Annotated in this window: 18 protein-coding genes; 13 read left to right on the top strand and 5 right to left on the bottom strand. The window is 68.6% G+C overall.

Annotated elements, in window-relative coordinates:
• The 7 genes from EIZ45_RS19530 to EIZ45_RS19565 all read left to right on the top strand — a co-directional run bounded on the left by EIZ45_RS19530 (position 1) and on the right by EIZ45_RS19565 (position 6,957).
• The gene (locus tag EIZ45_RS19530) at positions 1-459 is read left to right on the top strand and encodes a DUF4190 domain-containing protein (protein ID WP_037810976.1); all 459 of its coding nucleotides are present in this window, start codon (positions 1-3) and stop codon (positions 457-459) included.
• Between the two features lie 639 nt (positions 460-1,098).
• Positions 1,099-2,814 (top strand): TIGR03767 family metallophosphoesterase, encoded by a 1,716-nt coding sequence (locus tag EIZ45_RS19540; protein WP_134665324.1) that lies wholly within the window; start codon positions 1,099-1,101, stop codon positions 2,812-2,814.
• A 52-nt stretch (positions 2,815-2,866) separates the two neighbouring features.
• Positions 2,867-3,268 (top strand): PaaI family thioesterase, encoded by a 402-nt coding sequence (locus EIZ45_RS19545; protein WP_037810973.1) that lies wholly within the window; start codon positions 2,867-2,869, stop codon positions 3,266-3,268.
• Positions 3,269-3,342: 74 nt separating this feature from the next.
• The gene (locus tag EIZ45_RS19550; protein WP_199817516.1) at positions 3,343-4,599 is read left to right on the top strand and encodes a peptidase C39 family protein; all 1,257 of its coding nucleotides are present in this window, start codon (positions 3,343-3,345) and stop codon (positions 4,597-4,599) included.
• Between the two features lie 45 nt (positions 4,600-4,644).
• Complete coding sequence (locus tag EIZ45_RS19555) at positions 4,645-5,151, top strand: DinB family protein (protein ID WP_240690737.1); 507 nt, start codon at positions 4,645-4,647, stop codon at positions 5,149-5,151.
• Between the two features lie 85 nt (positions 5,152-5,236).
• Positions 5,237-6,334: an S-(hydroxymethyl)mycothiol dehydrogenase gene (locus tag EIZ45_RS19560; protein WP_134665326.1), complete on the top strand. Its 1,098-nt coding sequence runs from the start codon at positions 5,237-5,239 to the stop codon at positions 6,332-6,334.
• Between the two features lie 65 nt (positions 6,335-6,399).
• On the top strand, positions 6,400-6,957 hold the full coding sequence (locus EIZ45_RS19565; protein WP_037810969.1) for a hypothetical protein: 558 nt from the start codon (positions 6,400-6,402) through the stop codon (positions 6,955-6,957).
• On the opposite strand, the gene EIZ45_RS19570 is transcribed toward EIZ45_RS19565, so the two are convergent.
• Positions 6,950-7,657, bottom strand: a complete 708-nt coding sequence (locus EIZ45_RS19570) for a class I SAM-dependent methyltransferase (protein WP_134665328.1) — start codon at positions 7,655-7,657, stop codon at positions 6,950-6,952. The two genes, EIZ45_RS19565 and EIZ45_RS19570, sit on opposite strands and share 8 nt — an antisense overlap.
• A 28-nt stretch (positions 7,658-7,685) precedes the next feature.
• Complete coding sequence (locus EIZ45_RS19575) at positions 7,686-9,296, bottom strand: FAD-binding oxidoreductase (protein WP_205670057.1); 1,611 nt, start codon at positions 9,294-9,296, stop codon at positions 7,686-7,688.
• A gap of 16 nt (positions 9,297-9,312) precedes the next feature.
• On the opposite strand from EIZ45_RS19575, the gene EIZ45_RS19580 reads away from it, so the two are divergent.
• From EIZ45_RS19580 to EIZ45_RS19600, 5 genes are all read left to right on the top strand, one after another.
• Positions 9,313-9,957 (top strand): TetR/AcrR family transcriptional regulator, encoded by a 645-nt coding sequence (locus EIZ45_RS19580; RefSeq protein ID WP_037810967.1) that lies wholly within the window; start codon positions 9,313-9,315, stop codon positions 9,955-9,957.
• A complete protein-coding gene (locus EIZ45_RS19585) occupies positions 9,954-11,489 on the top strand; it encodes a glycerol-3-phosphate dehydrogenase/oxidase (RefSeq protein WP_134665330.1) in 1,536 nt (511 codons plus the stop codon). Before EIZ45_RS19580 ends, EIZ45_RS19585 begins: the two co-directional genes overlap by 4 nt.
• A 214-nt stretch (positions 11,490-11,703) precedes the next feature.
• Entirely contained in the window at positions 11,704-11,946 is a 243-nt protein-coding gene (locus EIZ45_RS19590) for a helix-turn-helix transcriptional regulator (protein ID WP_037819875.1), read from the top strand.
• 2 nt (positions 11,947-11,948) lie between these two features.
• Positions 11,949-12,848, top strand: coding sequence for an ABC transporter ATP-binding protein (locus EIZ45_RS19595; protein WP_205670063.1), 900 nt, complete (start codon positions 11,949-11,951; stop codon positions 12,846-12,848).
• Positions 12,845-14,023: an ABC transporter permease gene (locus EIZ45_RS19600; RefSeq protein ID WP_134665332.1), complete on the top strand. Its 1,179-nt coding sequence runs from the start codon at positions 12,845-12,847 to the stop codon at positions 14,021-14,023. The genes EIZ45_RS19595 and EIZ45_RS19600 overlap by 4 nt, the downstream gene beginning before the upstream one ends.
• A 60-nt stretch (positions 14,024-14,083) precedes the next feature.
• Here EIZ45_RS19600 and EIZ45_RS19605 read toward each other — a convergent pair whose 3' ends face one another.
• Positions 14,084-14,707 carry a class I SAM-dependent methyltransferase gene (locus EIZ45_RS19605; protein WP_134665334.1) on the bottom strand — a complete coding sequence of 208 codons (624 nt, stop codon included), beginning with the start codon at positions 14,705-14,707 and terminating at the stop codon, positions 14,084-14,086.
• A 37-nt stretch (positions 14,708-14,744) separates the two neighbouring features.
• On the opposite strand from EIZ45_RS19605, the gene EIZ45_RS19610 reads away from it, so the two are divergent.
• On the top strand, positions 14,745-15,182 hold the full coding sequence (locus EIZ45_RS19610) for a MerR family transcriptional regulator (RefSeq protein WP_134665336.1): 438 nt from the start codon (positions 14,745-14,747) through the stop codon (positions 15,180-15,182).
• On the opposite strand, the gene EIZ45_RS19615 is transcribed toward EIZ45_RS19610, so the two are convergent.
• Positions 15,169-16,527 (bottom strand): deoxyribodipyrimidine photo-lyase, encoded by a 1,359-nt coding sequence (locus tag EIZ45_RS19615; protein WP_134665338.1) that lies wholly within the window; start codon positions 16,525-16,527, stop codon positions 15,169-15,171. The genes EIZ45_RS19610 and EIZ45_RS19615 overlap by 14 nt on opposite strands.
• Before the next feature lie 63 nt (positions 16,528-16,590).
• Positions 16,591-17,907, bottom strand: coding sequence for a citrate synthase (locus tag EIZ45_RS19620; protein WP_134665340.1), 1,317 nt, complete (start codon positions 17,905-17,907; stop codon positions 16,591-16,593).
• Between the last annotated feature and the right edge of the window lie 173 nt (positions 17,908-18,080).

Raw genomic sequence — 18,080 nt, forward strand, 5'->3', positions numbered from 1 at the left:
ATGACGGACCCGTATCAGCAGCAGCCTTACCCCGGCCAGGACCCGGCGCAGGGGCATCCCTCCGGACCGGTGCCCGCGCCGGGGTATCCGGCCACGCCTGGATACGGTCAGGCGCCGGTGCCCTACGGGGCGCCGATGTACGGAGCGCCGTACGCGGCTCCGTATCCCGGGGTCACGCCGTTGAAGACCAGCGGGCTCGCGATCGCCGGGATGGTGGTCGGGATCGTCGCGTTGATCTTCTTCTGGGTTCCGTTCTTCGACGTGGTCGCGGCGATTACGGCGATCGGGTTGTCGTGGGCCGGGATGGTGCAGGGCGGGAAGCCTGGGTGGACCGGGCAGGGGATGGGGATCGCCGGGCTGGTGTGCGGGATCTTGGCGGCTATTCCTGCGGTGATCTTTTTGGTTTGGTTCTTTGTGTCGTTGTCCGCGGTGGGGGCTACTTGCGCGTTTTACTGCTGACGGTCGGTGCGGCTCGTCGCCTGGCGGCGACATTGCGCACGGGGGGTTGCGTGGGGCACCCCGAAGCTTGATTGTGATGACGGTCTGAGGGTGCTTGTCAAGGCTGGAAAGATGCCTTGACAAGCACCCTCAGACCGCATTTTGGCTTCGTATCGGGGTGCGGGGGTGGTGTGGGTGCAACGCTCGTTGGGTGCATCGGCGGCGGTTTCGTTCGGGGTGGGGCTTGCGCCCCAATGTGGCGTTGGGTGCATCTGACGCACCCAATGTGGCGTTCGGTGCGTGGGACGCAACCAATGCCGCATTGGGGCGCATCCCGGGCGGCGACGGGGCGAGCCGAGGGCCGTGAAGGGCCCCTTCGGGGAATCTAAGTCCCTCAAGGAGCCCCTCACGGACTGCCGGGCGCGGGTCGTGAGGGGAACCCTGCAGGAATCAGCGGCCGTGAGGGTGGCCCTCACGTACGACTGCCGCCGTGATCTCGCCCTCCGTTCGGCGGTAGTGGCATGCCTCTCGGATGTGACAGAGTCTCCCGCATTGTCACGGCAAATGTGAGAGACCTTCGCGTTCTGCTTCGGCTTAGTTCACCGGCCCGTCATGGGCGTCCGGGAGCGTCGAGGGGCGGCGAGACGGGGAGTGAAAAACATGGCGGAACTGACCAGGCGGGCGTTCACCACCGCGGGGGCGGCTGGGGTGGGGTTGTTGCTGTGCACTCCCACGGCCAACGCGCTGGATCGGGCGTTGAGGCGGACCACGCAGCGGGCCGTGCGGACTGCTGGGACCACGCTTGACCAGGCTTCTTCCGGGGCGTCCACCGGGTACTCGCGGTTGTCCGCCGGGCCTGGGTGGCCGGTTGCGGTCCGGGCGGATCTCGTGGAGGGCAAGGCCGGGCGCGACGATCGGCGGACTGCGCTCGGGGCGTTCGTGCAGTTCACTGACCTGCATATCACCGACACTGAATCGCCTGCTCGGTTCGAGTATCTGCACCCGTTCATCGGGTCCGCGCATCGGCCGCAGGAAACGCTGGGGACCGTCGCGACCAGTGCGCTCGTCAAGCGGGTCAACAGCCTCCGCGCGGGGCCGTTCACCGGGCGGCAGTTCGACTTCGTCATGACTACCGGCGACAACACCGACAACCACGAGCTGCTTGAGCTCGACTGGTTCCTCACCACGCTCAACGGCGGCGCGATCACGCCCAACTCCGGCGATCCGAACCGCTACGAGGGGGTGCAGGCGTCGGGCAATCCGGAGTTCTGGAATCCGGGCACGCGGCTCGCCGACGACTACACCAAGAAGGGCTTTCCGCAGATCCCCGGGCTGCTCGAAGCCGGGATCGCGCCGTTCACCGCGCCTGGGTTGAACCTGCCCTGGTACTGCACGTTCGGCAATCACGACGACAGCGTCGTCGGCACGTTGCCGGAGGGCATCCCGGGCATCGAGGGCTGGTACACCGGCAAATACAAGGTCATCGGCAAGGACGAGAGCAGCGCGCGCAAGCTTGGCACCGCCATCCAACAAGGCAAGAGTGTGCCGCTCGGCGAGTTGTTCGGCGGCGGCACCATTCGCGAGGTCACGCCGGATGCGCGGCGGCGTCCGTTCAGCACTTCGGAGTTCGTCAAGGCGCATCTGGCCGCGAAGAACACTGGACCCGGGCCGGTCGGGCACGGCTTTACCGATGCCAACTCCGACGGGCGCAACGTCTACTACACCTTCCGGATCGCGCCCGGCGTCACCGGGATCAGCCTCGACACCACCACGCAGGGCGGGTTCGCCGACGGTTCGATCGGGCTCGCGCAGTTCAACTGGGTCGAGGCGACGCTCAAGCGCAACAGCTCGACGTACTACGACTTCTTCGGCCGCAAGGTCACCCACTCCGTCACCGACGAGCTGTTCGTCCTCTTCAGCCACCACACCAGCGGCACCATGGGCAACCTCCTGCCCGACGCCCGCCACTTGCTCGACCCGCGGCTGGGCGGCGACACGTTCGTCGCGATGCTGCAGCGCTTCCCGAACGTCGTGGCGTGGGTCAACGGGCACACCCACCTCAACAAGATCACCCCGCACGTCGGCAAAACTCGGGCGCAGAGCTTCTGGGAGATCAACACCGCCAGCCACATCGACTTCCCGCAGCACGCGCGGATCATCGAACTGGCCGACAACCACGACGGCACGCTGTCGGTGTTCACCACGCTCATCGAGGCCGACGCCCCGTACGCCGTGGACTACTCCGCCCGAACCCCCGACGCGCTCGCCTCGATGTACCGCGAGTTCTCCTACAACGACATCCACGCGAACCTCAGCCACGTCGGCGACGCGGGGGACCGCAACACCGAGCTGCTGCTGACTAACCCGCTCAGCTGATTACCTTCGAGGTAATCGACGCCACGCGCCCGGCTGCGGTTGACTGCTCGGCATGACCGACGTCGAAGGCACGCAGCTGTTCCACCAAACGATGCCGTTCAGCGAGCGGCTCGGCATCGAGGTGCTGGAGCACGGCCCGGACCTGGTCCGCAGCCGGCTCGCGTGGGACGAATCGCTGTGCACGCTCGGCGGCGTGCTGCACGGCGGGGCGCTGATGGCGCTGGCCGATTCGACCGGCGCCGTCTGCGCGTTCCTCAATCTTCCCGAGGGCGCGCAGGGCACGACGACGCTGGAGTCCAAGACGAACTTCCTGCGCGGCGTCCGTTCGGGGTACGCCACCGCGTCGTCCAGACCACTGCACGCTGGACGCCGCGTCGTGGTCGTCGAGACCGAAATCCGCGACGACGACGGCAAGCTCGCCGCGAAAATCACCCAGACGCAAGCAGTGTTGTAGCGGCGGCTCTTTACTTACCCGCTCCGGAAGGCGAAAATCTTTGGCTACCACTGGGGTCTGGGGACGGAGCCGGAATGCGGGTTCGCGGGTTGGTCACGTTACTGTCCATCGTCATGCTCACGGCTGGTGCGGCTCAGGCCGCCGCGGAACCGCGGCACGCGCGTAACGACGAGGCCATCGACTACCACGAATGGTCGTCCGGCTCGTTCTTCGCGGGCAGGCTCGACGGGCTCGGCTTCGGCTACGGCGGGCTGCGGATCACGCATCCGGCCGGCAGCGTCGCGCACACCGAACCGGGGCTCGGCACCACGCGCACCTACGACTACGGCACCTGGACGTCGCCGAAGTACCGGCAGGGCTTCGACGCGACGCAGCTGATCGCGTCGTGGAACGCGCGCACCCCGGCCAAGACGTGGCTCGAGGTGCAGGCCCGCGGCCGGACTTCCGCCGGGGCCGAGACCACTTGGTACACGATGGGCCGCTGGGCCAGCGGGGACGCGGACATCCACCGCACCAGCGTCGACGGGCAGAGCGACGACAACGCCTCGGTCGACGTCGACACGCTCGCCACGAAGGCAGGCGTCACGCTGCGCTCGTACCAGCTGCGCGTGACGCTCTACCGCGAGCAGGGTTCGCCGACCACGCCGACGCTGTCCTCGCTCGGCGCGATGACCTCGAACGTCCCGGACCGGTTCGACGTACAGACCACCAAGCCCGGCCGGGCGCGCGGGATCGAGCTGAAGGTGCCGCCGTTCGCCCAGAACATCCACAAAGGACAGTTCCCGCAGTACGGCGGCGGCGGGGAAGCCTGGTGCAGCCCGACCTCGACCGAGATGGTCGCCGAGTACTGGGGCCGCAAGCCGACCGAGCAGCAGATGGACTGGATCCCGGCGGACTACCAGGACCGGTCGGTCGTCTACGCCGCGCGCGGCACCTACGACTACGCGTACGACGGCACCGGCAACTGGCCGTTCAACACCGCGTACGCCGCTTCGCTCGGGTTGCGCGGACACATCACGCGACTGCACGACCTCAACGAACTCGAGGACTACATCGCGCGCGGCATCCCGGTGATCACCTCGCAGTCGTTCCTGGCCAGCGAACTCGACGGCGCGGGCTACGGCACGGCCGGCCACCTGATGGTCGTCGTCGGCTTCACCCAGGCGGGCGACGTGATCGCGAACGACCCGGCGTCCAGCTCGGACGGACGCGTGCGCACGGTGTACAAGCGGGACCAGTTCGAGAAGATCTGGCAGCGCACGAAGCGGCACACCGAAAGCGGCGCGGTGGCCGGCGGTCCGGGCGGGGTCGTTTACCTCATCACGCCGTGATTATTGGCTGGTTCGCCCGGCCGCGACGGGGTTAGGGTGCCGTCCGTGACCGAGCCTCCGGACAGCCTGTCGGACCCCCGCGAGCTGCTGCTCGCTTACCTCGACTACTACCGCGACACACTGCTGCGCAAGCTGGACGGCCTGTCCGACGACGAGTTGCGCACCAGCAGGCTGCCGTCGGGCTGGACTCCGCTCGAACTGCTCAAGCACCTCGCGTTCGTGGAGCGCCGGTGGCTGCGCTGGGGATTCCTGGGCGAGCACATCGATCCGGTCTGGGGAGAGAACGACCCCGAGACCGGGAAGTGGTCGGTCGGCGCGGAGGAATCGGCGGACCAGATCCGGGCGCTCTTCCTGGACGCGTGCGCGGACTCCCGGTCGATCGTGTCCGGTGCGCAGCTCCAGGACATCGCCCGCGGCGGCGGTCGCTTCGATTCTCCGGAGCGGCCCCCGGCATTGAGTTGGATCCTCTTCCACGTGCTGCAGGAGTACGCGCGGCATGTGGGGCAGTTGGATGTGGTCCGCGAGCTCGCCGACGGCGCGACTGGCGAGTAGTGGAACCGATCCGGGCTATGGCGATATGCGCATGATCCGTGATTAGCTGCGCTCGAGAACGCCGTCGCGGTGAAAGGTTGTGCGCATGCCGTACGAGGTCCAGGGAGTGGTGTCACGGGCCAAGGGTGAGCCGGTCACGCTCGAGACAGTGGTGGTGCCGGATCCCGGACCCGGCGAGGCGGTCGTCTCGGTGCAGGCGTGCGGGGTGTGCCACACCGACCTGCACTATCGCGAGGGCGGGATCAACGACGAGTTCCCGTTCCTGCTCGGGCACGAGGCCGCGGGGCGGGTCGACAAGGTCGGCGCGGGCGTCACCGATCTCGCGCCCGGCAACTACGTGATCCTCAACTGGCGTGCGGTCTGCGGCACCTGCCGGGCCTGCAAACGCGGCAAGCCCTGGTACTGCTTCTCGACTTTCAACGCCGAGCAGCCGATGACCCTCACCGACGGCACGAAGCTGTCCCCCGCGCTGGGCGTCGGCGCGTTCCTCGGGAAGACACTCGTCCACAGTGGACAGTGCACCAAGGTTGACGAGCGGGCCGAACCCGCCGTCGCCGGGCTGCTGGGCTGCGGCGTGATGGCCGGGCTCGGTGCGGCGATCAACACCGGCTCGGTCGGGCGCGGCGATTCGGTCGCGGTGATCGGGTGCGGCGGCGTCGGCGACGCGGCCATCGCGGGTGCGCAGCTGGCCGGGGCGACCACGATCGTCGCCATCGACACCGACGACCGGAAACTCCAGTGGGCCAAGGACTTCGGGGCCACGCACACGGTCAACAGCCGCGGCCTGAGCGAGGAGGACGTGGTCGCCGCGATGCAGGACGCGACGAACTCGTTCGGCCCGGACGTCGTGATCGACGCGGTCGGCCGCCCGGAGACCTGGCGGCAGGCGTTCTACGGCCGTGACCTCGCCGGCACCGTCGTGCTGGTCGGCGTGCCCACGCCGGACATGAAGCTCAACGACCTGCCGCTGATCGACTTCTTCTCGCGCGGCGGTTCGCTGAAGTCGTCGTGGTACGGCGACTGCCTGCCGTCGCGGGACTTCCCGATGCTGGTCGACCTGTACCTGCAGGGCAGGCTGCCGCTGGACAAGTTCGTCACGGAGCGGATCGGCGTCGACGGCGTGGAGCAGGCTTTCGAGCGAATGCACCACGGCGACGTGCTGCGCAGCGTGGTGGAGTTCTGATCCTTTTCGCCGACGCGGACTATCCGGCCGACCCGTACCCGGGAACCCGGCCGGATTGTTCGTTCGTGCACCTCGACGGCGCCGGCCACGCCCTGGACACCGCGCCGCCGGGGTGGCGTTCGCGCACGCCGGTGCTCGCGTACGGGTCGAACGCGTGCCCGTCGAAGATCACCTGGCTGCGCAGCCAGCTCGGCCTGACCGGGCCGGTCGTCGCGGCGCGCGTGCAGTGCACCGGGCTCGCCGCCGTGTGGGCCGCCGGGTTGCGGCAACGCGACGGCCAGCGCCCGGCAACGCTCACCGCGCTGCCGGGCGTGACGGAGGACCACTTCGTCTGGTTCGCGACGCCGGAACAGCTGGCGGTGCTGGACGTCTGCGAGGGCCGCGGCAATCGGTACGACCTGGCGATGCTGGACCACGCCGACATCCGGCTGGACGGCGTGCTGCTGTCCGGAGTGCACGCTTACGTCGGTGCCTCGCCGATCCGGTTTCCATTGCTGGTCAACGGATCCCCGGTCCGCGTCGCCGACGTCGCCCAGGCGGATGCGGCCTCGCTTATCGGCGAACCGGCGGCTGGACACGGTCTCGCCTGCACCGTCCTGCCGCCGGAGCGCACCTTTAGCTGACCCGCGGAATCGCGCGCACGGTGAGGAAGCCGAGCGGTTCCCGGGCGAGCCGGGCGTGCCGCTCCGGATCGACCAAGGCAGCCTCGTCGGACGGACGTCCCTCGCGCAGCTGCTCGATCAGGAACCCGGCCTCGCGCAATTCCTCGCAGGTGCGTTCCAGCGGAGCCAGCCAGTACCGCACCTTCCAGCCGCGGCTCCAGACCTCCTCGATCACCCGGACGTCGAAGTAGTTGCCGCCGTGCCGGAGCCAGTCGCCGGTCGGATGCTGCCTCGACAGCACCAGCGCGCCGCCCGGCCGCAGCACCCGGCGGAACTCGCGCAGCGCGCCGACCCGGTCGTCCACGTACTCCAGCGCGAGGGCGAAGAGCACCTGGTCCACCGACGCGTCCGGCAGCCAGCTCAGCGGTTCGGCCAGGTCCTGAACGCGGAACTCGCCCGCCGGCACGCGCTCGCGGCTCAGCTCGACCATGCGCGGGCTGAGGTCGAAGCCGGTCACTCGTGCGCCGCGGGCGGTCAGTTCTTCGGCGTAGAGACCGGGACCGCACGCGGCGTCGAGGACGTGCTGCCCGGCGACGTCGCCCAGTAATTCGAGGCAGGCCGGACGGTCGTAGTGCGCGTTGTAGAACCCGTTCTGCGCGTGGTCGAGGAATTCGTCGGCGAACACTTCGTATTGCGGAAAGGAACCCACTGCATCGCTCACCCGCGCCAGTCTGCCCGCGCGGGCGCGTTCAGCCGAGCAGTTTTCCGGGGTTCAGGATCCCGGTCGGGTCCACCGCGGACTTCGCCGCGCGCAGCACGTCCAGCCCGATCCGGCCGATCTCCGCCTCCAGGTACGGCGCGTGGTCGACCCCGACCGCGTGGTGGTGGCTGATCGTCCCGATGCCGGTGATCGCCTCGCACGCCGCTGCTTTCGCGCGCTGCCACTGTCCGACCGGATCGGTGTCGTCGCGCGAGGTCAGCACGGTGAAGTACAGCGAGGCACCGGTTTCGTAAGCGTGCGAAACGTGGCACATCACGATCGCCCGGCCCAGCGAGGCCACCAATGCCGCGCGCACCGCGTCGTGCAGTTCGTCCAAATTGGACCAATACGCCGCGGTCTCGAGGGTTTCCACGCACACGCCCAGATCCAGCAACGCGTCCCGCTGCCGAGGGCCGTTGAACCGGCCGTGCCGCCAGGATTCGCCGAGCACCTTGCCGATCCGCACGGCACCGGAACACTTCAGCATGGCTGACGTCCGGCGGCGACGCCGAGCGACGTCTCCTTCCCAGCCGACGATCAGCAGGCACGGGTTCTTGATCCGGCGCGCCGCCAGGTACGTCTTCAGTGCCGTGGTCTTCAGCCCGGCGTTGAGCGAGAACGACACGTTCGTCTCGTCCACATCGGACAGCCGGGTGACGTCCGCCAGCGCGTGGTCCTGCGCGAGCTTCCGCACCGCCGCCGCTCCGGCCTCCCAGCCGTCGACGATCCAGCCCTCGTAATGCCGCTGCTCGGGCAACGGACGGACCCGCAGCGCGACCTCGGTGATCACGCCGAGCGTGCCCTCGCTGCCGACCGCGAGCTGCCGCAGATCCGGTCCGGCCGCGGACGCCGGCGCGACGCCGAGCCGCCACTCGCCCTTCGGCGTGGCCAGCCGGACCCCGGCGACCATGTCCTCGAACCGGCCGTAACCGGACGACGCCTGCCCGGCCGAACGCGTGGCCGCGAAGCCGCCGATGGTCGCGCGCTCGAACGACTGCGGCACGTGGCCGAGCGTGTATCCGTGCGCCGCGAGCAGCCGTTCCGCCTCCGGACCGCGCACGCCGGCCTGCAGCACCGCGATCCGCGACACCGGGTCCACCGACACCAGCTCGTCGAGCCGCACCAGGTCCAGCACCACCACCGCGGCCTTGTCGCCGCGCAGCGCCGCGACCCCGCCGACCACCGACGTGCCGCCGCCGAACGGGACCACCCCGATGTCGTGCCGCACGCAGACGTCCAGCACGGCCTGCACCTGGTCCGGGTCCGCGGGCAGCAGCACCGCGTCCGGCACCGGCACCTCGTCGCCTGCCCGCGCGTGCAGCAGGTCCAGATAGGACAGACCACCGGTGCGGCCGAGCCGCTCCTGAGGATCGACCAGCACGTGGTCCGCGCCGAGAAGTTCCTCGAACTCGGTACGGACGGGCACAGTCAGCGCGGAGTCCGCGACTGGCCGCGGAGCGCTGGTTTTCTCTCCTCGATCCGGGCCGACCTGGCCGATACGCTGGCCAAGCCACCGGACGGCGCGGTCGGGCAGACCGGCCGAGGCCGCGCCTTGTTCGGTCCACGAACGCCGGATGCGGTGGTTGATGAGATCGCTCACGACTACAGTGTGACACATGGACGTCAAACGTCACTCCCGCCCGGGAGCGGCCCCCTCCGCGCTCGCGGACGCCCGCAGCCGCCCGACCTCGGCTCGCGTCGCCGACGACGAGCTCCTCGACGCCGCGCGCCAGTGCGTGCTCGCGGTCGGCGTCCGGCGCACCACGCTGGCCGAAATCGCCCGAACCGCACAGGTCAGCCGCATGACGGTGTACCGGCGGTTCCCCGATGTCCGCAGTGTCCTCGCCGCGCTGATGACGCGCGAGTTCAGCGGCCTGCTGCAACGGGTGACCGAGACCGGCGACCAGACCGCGCACGCGCGCGACCGCATCGTGCACCTGGCTGCGGCCAGCGTCGGGGCGCTCTCCGCCGATCCGCTGTTCCGGACGCTGCTGGACGTCGACGCCGAACTGGTGCTGCCGTACATCGTGGAGCGGCTCGGTGCGACTCAGCACTTCGCCGAGCACGTGCTCCGAAGCCTGCTCGAAGAAGGGCACCGAGACGGCTCGGTGCGCGTCGCCGGGGTCGCCGCGCAGGCGCGATCGGTGCTGCTGGTCGTGCAGTCGTTCGCGTTCTCGCTGCGCCCGGCCACCGCCGACGTCGACGAGGCCGCGCTGCTCGCCGAATTCCGGCACCTGGTCGAATCGGGGTTGAAACCATGAGCACCGGATCCCTCAACGCGCGCCGCCGCGAGCGCGAACTGTCCCGGCTGGTCGACGGCGAACGCGTCGACATCCTGGTGGTCGGCGGCGGGGTCACCGGCGCGGGCATCGCGCTCGACGCGGCCGCGCGGGGGCTCTCCGTCGCGCTGGTGGAAGCGCACGACCTCGCGTTCGGTACGTCACGCTGGTCCAGCAAGCTCGTGCACGGCGGATTGCGGTACCTCGCGAAGGGTGAACTCGGGCTTGCCCACGAGAGCGCCGTGGAGCGCGGGATCCTCATGACGCGCACCGCGCCGCACCTCACGCGCGCGATGCCGCAGCTCTTTCCGCTCTACCCCGGCACTTCCGCCGCGCAGCAGGCGTTGATCGCCGCCGGTCTCCGGGCAGGCGACGGGTTGCGGCGGGCCGCGCGTACCCCGTCGTCCGTGCTGCCCGGGCCGCGCCGGATCCCCGCTGCCGAGGCGCTGGCCCTGTCCCCCGGCCTCGCCCCCGGAGGGCTTCGCGGTGCCCTGCTGGCGTACGACGGCGCGTTGGTTGACGACGCGCGCCTCGTGGTCAACATCGCCCGTACCGCAGCCTTGCTCGGCGCTCGGATTCTCCCGCGTTTGTCGGCGGTTTCCTTGTCTGGCAACGAGGCTCAGGTAAGTGATGGCACTTCGTCGTACACGCTGCGCGCGCGGCAGGTCATCAACGCGACCGGTGTCTGGGCAGACACCCTGACTGACTCTGTGCAGCTGCGCCCCTCCCGCGGATCGCACCTGGTGCTCGCGCCGGACACCGTCCGGGTCGGAGCGACGTCGGTCAACATCCCGGTTCCCGGCGAGACCAACCGGTTCGTGTTCCTGCTGCCGCAACTCGACGGACGGGTCTACTTAGGACTCACCGACGAGCCGGTATCCGGCGGCGTTCCGGACGTCCCGACTGTTCCCGAGTCCGATGTGGACTTCCTGCTGTCGACAGCGTCTTCGGTCCTGGACCGCCCGTTGACCGCTTCCGACGTGATCGGTTCCTATGCCGGGCTGCGACCGCTGGTCTCCGGTTCCGCCGGACGCAGCGCGGATCTCTCGCGGAAACACGCGGTCGTCACCGGTTCCGACGGCGTGCTCACCGTGGTCGGCGGGAAGCTGACGACGTACCGACGCATGGCCGAGGACGCCGTCGATGCCGCCCTGACGCACGCCGGATTGCCCGCAGGCCCGTCGCGGACCTCGAAGCTGCCGCTGCTCGGTGCCGCACCACGCTCGCGACTGTCGCTTGTGGACGCTCCAGCGCGGTTGGTGGCCAAGTACGGCACTGAAGCACCCCGCGTGGCAGCGCTCGGCGAACTGGAGCCGGAATTCGCGGCCCCGCTGTGCGCGTCGACGGAAATCACCGCGGCCGAGGTGGTGTGGGCCGTCCGCCACGAGGGCGCGACGACCGTCGAGGATGTCCTCGAACGCCGCACCCGGTTGGCGCTCGTCCCGGCCGACGCTGAAGCCGCTCGTGAGCGGGTGGCGGAACTGGTGGAGAAAACGCTGACCGGACTGTCCTGACCCTTCCCGGCCCGCACCGCGCCAATGCCGTCTTCTCGGTAGCGTGGTGCTGGTGAGGTACGTGAGGGGAACCCTGAGGGAATCTGATTCCCTCAGGGTTCCCCTCACGTACGTTCGCCCAGTCCGCTCGGGGTGAGGAGGAGACTGCATTGGGGCGGACAACTACCGGCAAGGCAGCTTGACGGGTCGTTGGGTTTTTGCAACAGTGCGGTCCATGAGCCCGGTGCGGCGTGGCAAGGTGCTGCCGATCCACAACCGGCTGGCGGGGTTGCGTGCGGAGCGCGGGATGAGCCGGGCGGAGCTCGCCGGGGCGGTCGAGGTCAATCCGCAGACGATCGGGGCGCTGGAGCGCGGGGACCATTACCCCAGTCTCGACCTGGCGTTGCGCATCTGCGCGGTGTTCGACCTGCCGGTGGAGGCCGTGTTCAGCCGTGCGCCGCTGGAGGGGGACGCGTGACGCTGGAGATCGACCGGATCAGCAAGCGGTTCGGCACGAAGACCGCGCTCGACGGCGTGAGTTTCACCGCGGCTCCCGGCGAGCTGTTCGGGTTCGTCGGCAGCAACGGGGCAGGCAAGACCACCACGATGCGGATCGCGCTCGGCGTGCTGGCCGCCGACTCCGGCGAGGTGCGGTTCGCCGGGCGGCCGGTCACGCACGACACCCGCGCGCAGATCGGGTACATGCCCGAAGAGCGCGGTCTGTACCCGAAAATGAAGGTCATCGACCAGCTCGTCTACCTCGCCGAACTGCACGGCCTCAGCACCAACGACGCACACCGCGCCGCCGAGTTGTGGATCGCGCGGCTTGGGCTCGGGCCGCGGCGCAAGGACGACATCCAGAAGCTCAGCCTCGGCAATCAGCAACGCGTGCAGCTTGCCGCCGCGCTGGTGCACGACCCGGCGCTGCTCGTGCTCGACGAGCCGTTTTCCGGTCTCGACCCGCTCGCCGTCGACGTGCTGAGCGGCGTGTTGCGCGAGAAGGCGGCGACGGGCGTGCCGGTGGTGTTTTCCAGCCATCAGCTCGACCTCGTGGAGCGGCTGTGCGACCGGGTCGGCATCATCCGCGACGGCCGGATGGTCGCGGTCGGCACCGTGGACGAGCTGACCCGCGACGCCGCGCGCCGGTTGGTGGTCACCGCGCCCAGCGCCAATCCTGGTTGGGCGACAACGGTTCCCGGTGCCCGCGTCGTCGAAAACCGCGGCAGTACGACGGTGCTGGAGCTGTCGCCGAGTGCCGACGACCAGGCCGTGCTCGCCGCCGCGCTGGCCACTGGCCCGGTGACGGAATTCAGCCACCGCCGCCGTACGCTGGCCGAGCTGTTCCGTGATTCCGTCGCCACGCCGGGAGCACCTCGATGAACCGGATCCGTCCCACCCGCGCGGTGCGGCTGGTGGCCAAACGGGAACTCAACGCGCGGCTGCGCACCCGGTCCTTTGTGGTCAGCACCGCGGTGATGCTGTTGCTCCTGCTGGGTTACGTCACGCTGCAAGTGTTCCTCGCCCACGACCGGTCGACCACGAAAGTCGCGCTCGCCGGGCAAGCGCAGGGCATCGCCACGCAACTGGAGAACAACGACCGGAACCTCAAGATCGTCCTCGTACAGTCCGAATCGGACGGACTCAACCAGGTCCGCGACGGCGACGTCGACGCGCTCGTGTCCGGCAGCGCCTCCCGGCCAAGGGTGACCGTGAAGTCCACTTTGGACTCTAAGCTGCGGACGGCGCTGGACGCCATCGCACAGCAACAGGTCCTGGACGCTCAGCTGTACTCCGCGAACCTCGACCCCGCGGCCGTGCACCAGGCCGTGTCCGCCACCCACGCCGACGTCCAGGCTCTCGAACCGGCGGATCCGCAAGCCGGGACGAAACTCGTGACCGGGATCGTGGTCGCGATTCTGTTGTACGTCAGCATCATGACGTATGGAATGTTCGTCGCGCAGGGCGTGGTCGAGGAGAAATCCAGCTGCGTGGTGGAGATCCTGCTCGCGACAGTCCGGCCGGTGCATTTGCTGCTGGGCAAGGTCATCGGGCTCGGCTTGGTCGGGTTGACCCAGCTCGCGATCCTCGCCGTGGCGGGTTTGGTGGCCGGCGGCGTTTCCGGAGTGTTCTCGATTTCCAGCGTCGCGTTGGGGACGCTGGGTTGGGGACTCGTCTGGTATCTGCTGGGCTTCCTCCTCTACGCCATGCTGTACGGCGCGGCTGGTGCTCTCGTGTCCCGCCAGGAGGACACGCAGGCCGTCGTCGGGCCGGTGAATATCGCGCTGGTCATCGGGTTTGTCGCGGGGATCAACCTGCTGACACAAGCACCGCAGGGGGCGGCGACGCGGATCGTGTCGCTGATCCCGTTGCTGTCGCCGGTTCTGATGCCTGCCCGGATCGCGCTCGGCACGGTCGAGGCTTGGGAAATCGCGCTGTCGCTGGTGCTGACGGTCGCGCTGATCGCGGTGGTCACCTGGGCGGGGGCGCGGGTCTACCGGAACGGGGTACTGCGCGTGGGCAGCCGGGTGCGGCTGGTTGACGCGTTGCGCCGTTAGGACCCGTGGACAGTCCCGGGGCCAAGGAGGACCGGGTGAGTTCCGATCCGGCGGACGTGCTCAGTCAGACACTGCCAGTACGCACACGACTGGCGGATCCAAGTCGAGCATTTCGGTGCGGAGCCGGGAAAAGCCAGCCTCCGCGAGTACCCCGGTCAACTCCTCGACCACCGCAGCCGAGGTGACACCAGGCTGCCGTGGTTGAGATACCAGTGCAATGCGCCCGCCAGGACGCAACAACCGGGTCAGTTCTCTCAGCCGGGCAACCGGCTCCGGCCACATGCCCAGCGTGTTGACGGCCAACGCGGCGTCGAACGGCCCTTCGCCGAACGCCAGATTCTCGACCGAAGCGCACACCAAACGCACCCGTCCGGCCCGGACCGCCGACCGGTTTCGGTGCCGTGCTTGCCGAATCATCACCGACGAATGGTCGACGCCGACCACCAGCGCCGCCCGGTCCGCCAGTGCGACAACGGCCACGCCCGGACCGCAGCCGAGTTCGAGAACCCGTTCGGACGGCTGGATGTCGAGCAACCGCACCGCCCACCGATTACGCGTCACATTCGACGACCGCCGCCCCATGATCAATCCGGCGACGTGTCCCGGAATCCCGGTCGGCCGGTGAAACTGCGCGATCCCGCCACGCGGGCCCCACCAGCGCAGAGCGCGCTCCAAAACGTTCATGGGGCGAGCGAACCACTTCGAGTACGCTTGAAGTCAAATGACTGCGACCCTGTCCATCGGCGAACTGGCCGAGCGCACCGGCGTGCCGACGAGCGCGCTGCGTTACTACGACGAACTCGGTCTCGTGCGCCCGGCGGAACGGGAAGCGGGCCGGCGGCGTTACGCCGAGTCCGCGGTCAAGGACGTCGGCGTGCTGCTGTTCTTCCAGGAAATCGGCTTCACGCTGTCCGAAATCGGCCGTTTCCTCACCGGCGAACAATCCGGCCGCCAGGAAATGATCGACGGCAAACTCGCCGAACTGACCGAGCAGCAACGCCGGATCGAAGTCGCCCGAGCCGCGCTCGAACACGGACGGCACTGCCCGGCCAGTGATCCGCTGAAGTGCCCGCGATTCTGGTCGATCATCGAGGAACGGCAACGCGGCCTATCGCTGGCGGAAAGCCACGAACGAGCACACCGCACTAAGACCCCGTAATCGCCCCATACCGCTGCAGCGCGACCTGCCGCTCCTCCGCGTGGTCCACGATCGGGTCCGGATACTCCTCCGGCCGCTCCTTCAGCACGTGCACCGCTTTCCCTTCCACCCCGCGCAATTCCGGCACATACCGGCGCACGTAATCGCCCTGCGGGTCGAATTTCTGGCCCTGCGTGGTCGGGTTGAAGATGCGGAAGTACGGCGCGGCATCCGTCCCGGAACCGGCGACCCATTGCCAGTTCAGCTGATTCGACGCCAGATCGCCGTCCACCAGATGCTTCATGAAGTGCCGCGCACCCCACCACCACGGCAGATGCAGGTCCTTCACCAGGAAACTCGCCACGATCATCCGGACCCGGTTGTGCATCCAGCCCTCGGCCAGCAACTGCCGCATCCCGGCGTCGACGATCGGGTAGCCGGTCCGCCCCTCGCGCCACAGCGCGAACATCTCCTGAGCGGTTTCCCCGGTGTCGTAACGCATTCCGTCGAACCGCCGGTCATAGTTCTGCCGCGCGGTTTCCGGCCGGTTCCACAGGACGTCGGCGTGGAACTCGCGCCAGCACAGTTCGGACCGCAACGCCTGCGCGCCCTCGGACCGTTTTCCGGCCAGGTCGGCCAACATCGTCCGCGGATGGATCGCGCCCCAGCGCAGATAGGGCGAAAGCTTTGTGGTGCCAGCATGATCCGGACGATCGCGTTCGGCCGCGTAATCCGTGAGACCGTCGGAAAGGAACTCCTGCCACACGGACAGCGCGGCTTCCTCCCCCGCTGGCGGAAGCTCGCACTCCACCTCCGGGGTTTCCGGCAAAGGGTCCGAAGCAGAAGGCTTAACCCAGTCCACAATAGACACATCGGTGTCCGCCGGGCGAGGCCAGCCGTGCTGCGCCCAAGCGCGGTAGAACGGAGTGAATACCCGATACGGGGTACCGTCCGGCTTGGTGACCCGCCCCGGCGTCACGGCATACGGAGACCCCGTCGGCACCCACTGAATTCGATGCTCTGCCAGGGCCTCAGCCACGGCATCGTCACGCTCGCGTCCGTATGGTGCAGTATCCGCGGAGACGTGCACCGCCGCCGCCCGGATCTCCCGTGCCGCGGCCACGACCTCCCGCACCGGATCGCCGTAGCGCACCATCAGCCGGCCGGACAACGCTTTGTCCAGTTCCCGCAGGGAATTCAGCAGGAACGCGACCCGCGGCGAACCAGCTGGTTTGAGGAGCCGGTCGTCCAGCACGTACAGCGCCAGAATGTGCTTGCTGTGCTTGGCCGCCTCGAACAGCGCGGCATGGTCCCGCAACCGCAGATCCCGGCGGAACCACAGTACGACCGGCGCTTCCATCGTCATGCCGCACAACGATAAACGCCCCGCCGCGCGAAGGCACGGCGGGGCGTTTCACGAAGCAGCGGTTCAGCGCTCCGACATCGGGGTGTAGTCCCGGGAGGCGTAGCCGGTGTAGATCTGGCGCGGGCGGCCGATCTTCGTCTGCGGGTCGTTGATCATCTCGCGCCAGTGCGCGATCCAGCCGGGGAGCCGGCCGAGCGCGAACAGCACGGTGAAGAACTTCGTCGGGAACCCGAGCGCGCGGTAGATCAGACCGGTGTAGAAGTCCACGTTCGGGTACAGCTTGCGCTCGACGAAGTAGTCGTCGGAAAGGGCGGTTTCCTCGAGCTTCTTGGCGATGTCGAGCAGCTGGTCGCCGCCCTTGAGCTTGCCGAGGATCTCGTCCGCGGTGTTCTTGATGATCTTCGCGCGCGGGTCGTAGTTCTTGTAGACCCGGTGCCCGAAGCCCATGAGCTTGACACCCTGCTCTTTGTTCTTCACGCGGTTGACGAACGTCGCGACATCGCCGCCGTCGTCGCGGATGCCCTCGAGCATCTCCAGCACCGCCGCGTTCGCACCGCCGTGCAGCGGGCCGAACAGCGCGTTGATGCCCGCCGAGATGCTGGCGAACAGGTTCGCCTCGGACGAGCCGACGAGCCGCACCGTGGAGGTGGAGCAGTTCTGCTCGTGGTCGGCGTGCAGGATGAACAGCAGGTCGAGCGCCTTCGCGACGTCCGGGTCGACCTCGTACGGCTCGGCCGGGAAGCCGAACGTCATCCGCAGGAAGTTCTCCACCAGGCCCAGCGAGTTGTCCGGGTACAGCAGCGGCTGCCCGACGGACTTCTTGTACGCGTACGCCGCGAGCGTCGGCACCTTCGCCAGCAGGCGGATGGTGGACAGCTCGACGTTGGGCTCGTCGAACGGGTTCAGCGAGTCCTGGTAGAAGGTCGACAGCGCGGAAACGGCGCTGGACAGCACCGGCATCGGGTGCGCGTCGCGCGGGAAGCCGGAGAAGAACGCCTTGAGGTCCTCGTGCAGCAGGGTGTGCCGCTGGATCCGCTCGGTGAAGTCGGCCAGCTGGGCCTCCGTCGGCAGCTCGCCGTAGATGAGCAGGTAGGACACCTCGATGAAGGTGGACTTCTCCGCCAGCTGCTCGATCGGGTAGCCGCGGTAGCGCAGGATGCCCGCATCACCGTCGATGTAGGTGATGGCCGACGACGCGGCGCCGGTGTTGACGAACCCGGGGTCGTAGGTGATGTACCCCGTCTGCGCCAGCAGCTTTCCCAGCTCGATCCCCGGCGCGCCCTCGACCGGGTTGACGACCTTGAACTCGTGCTCGCCACTCGGCAGGCGCAGCGTCGCGGTTTCGCCGCCGGACTGCCCCGCATTCGTCGCGTCGGACATGCAGGTCCCTCTCACGTTGGGCACGGGACGGCGGCGCCTGCAAGGTTCCGCAGTAGCCACGTGTTCACGCGAGGAAACACGCGCCTCGCTGCACACCGCCCCGCTGGGTATGAATTCACCACTACGCTAGTCGAAGGGTGGGTCAGTCCGCACTCGCTGCGTTGCCCCAAAAG

It is taken from the genome of Amycolatopsis sp. CFH S0740, from assembly GCF_004522315.1.
Taxonomy (GTDB): Bacteria; Actinomycetota; Actinomycetes; order Mycobacteriales; family Pseudonocardiaceae; genus Amycolatopsis; species Amycolatopsis nivea.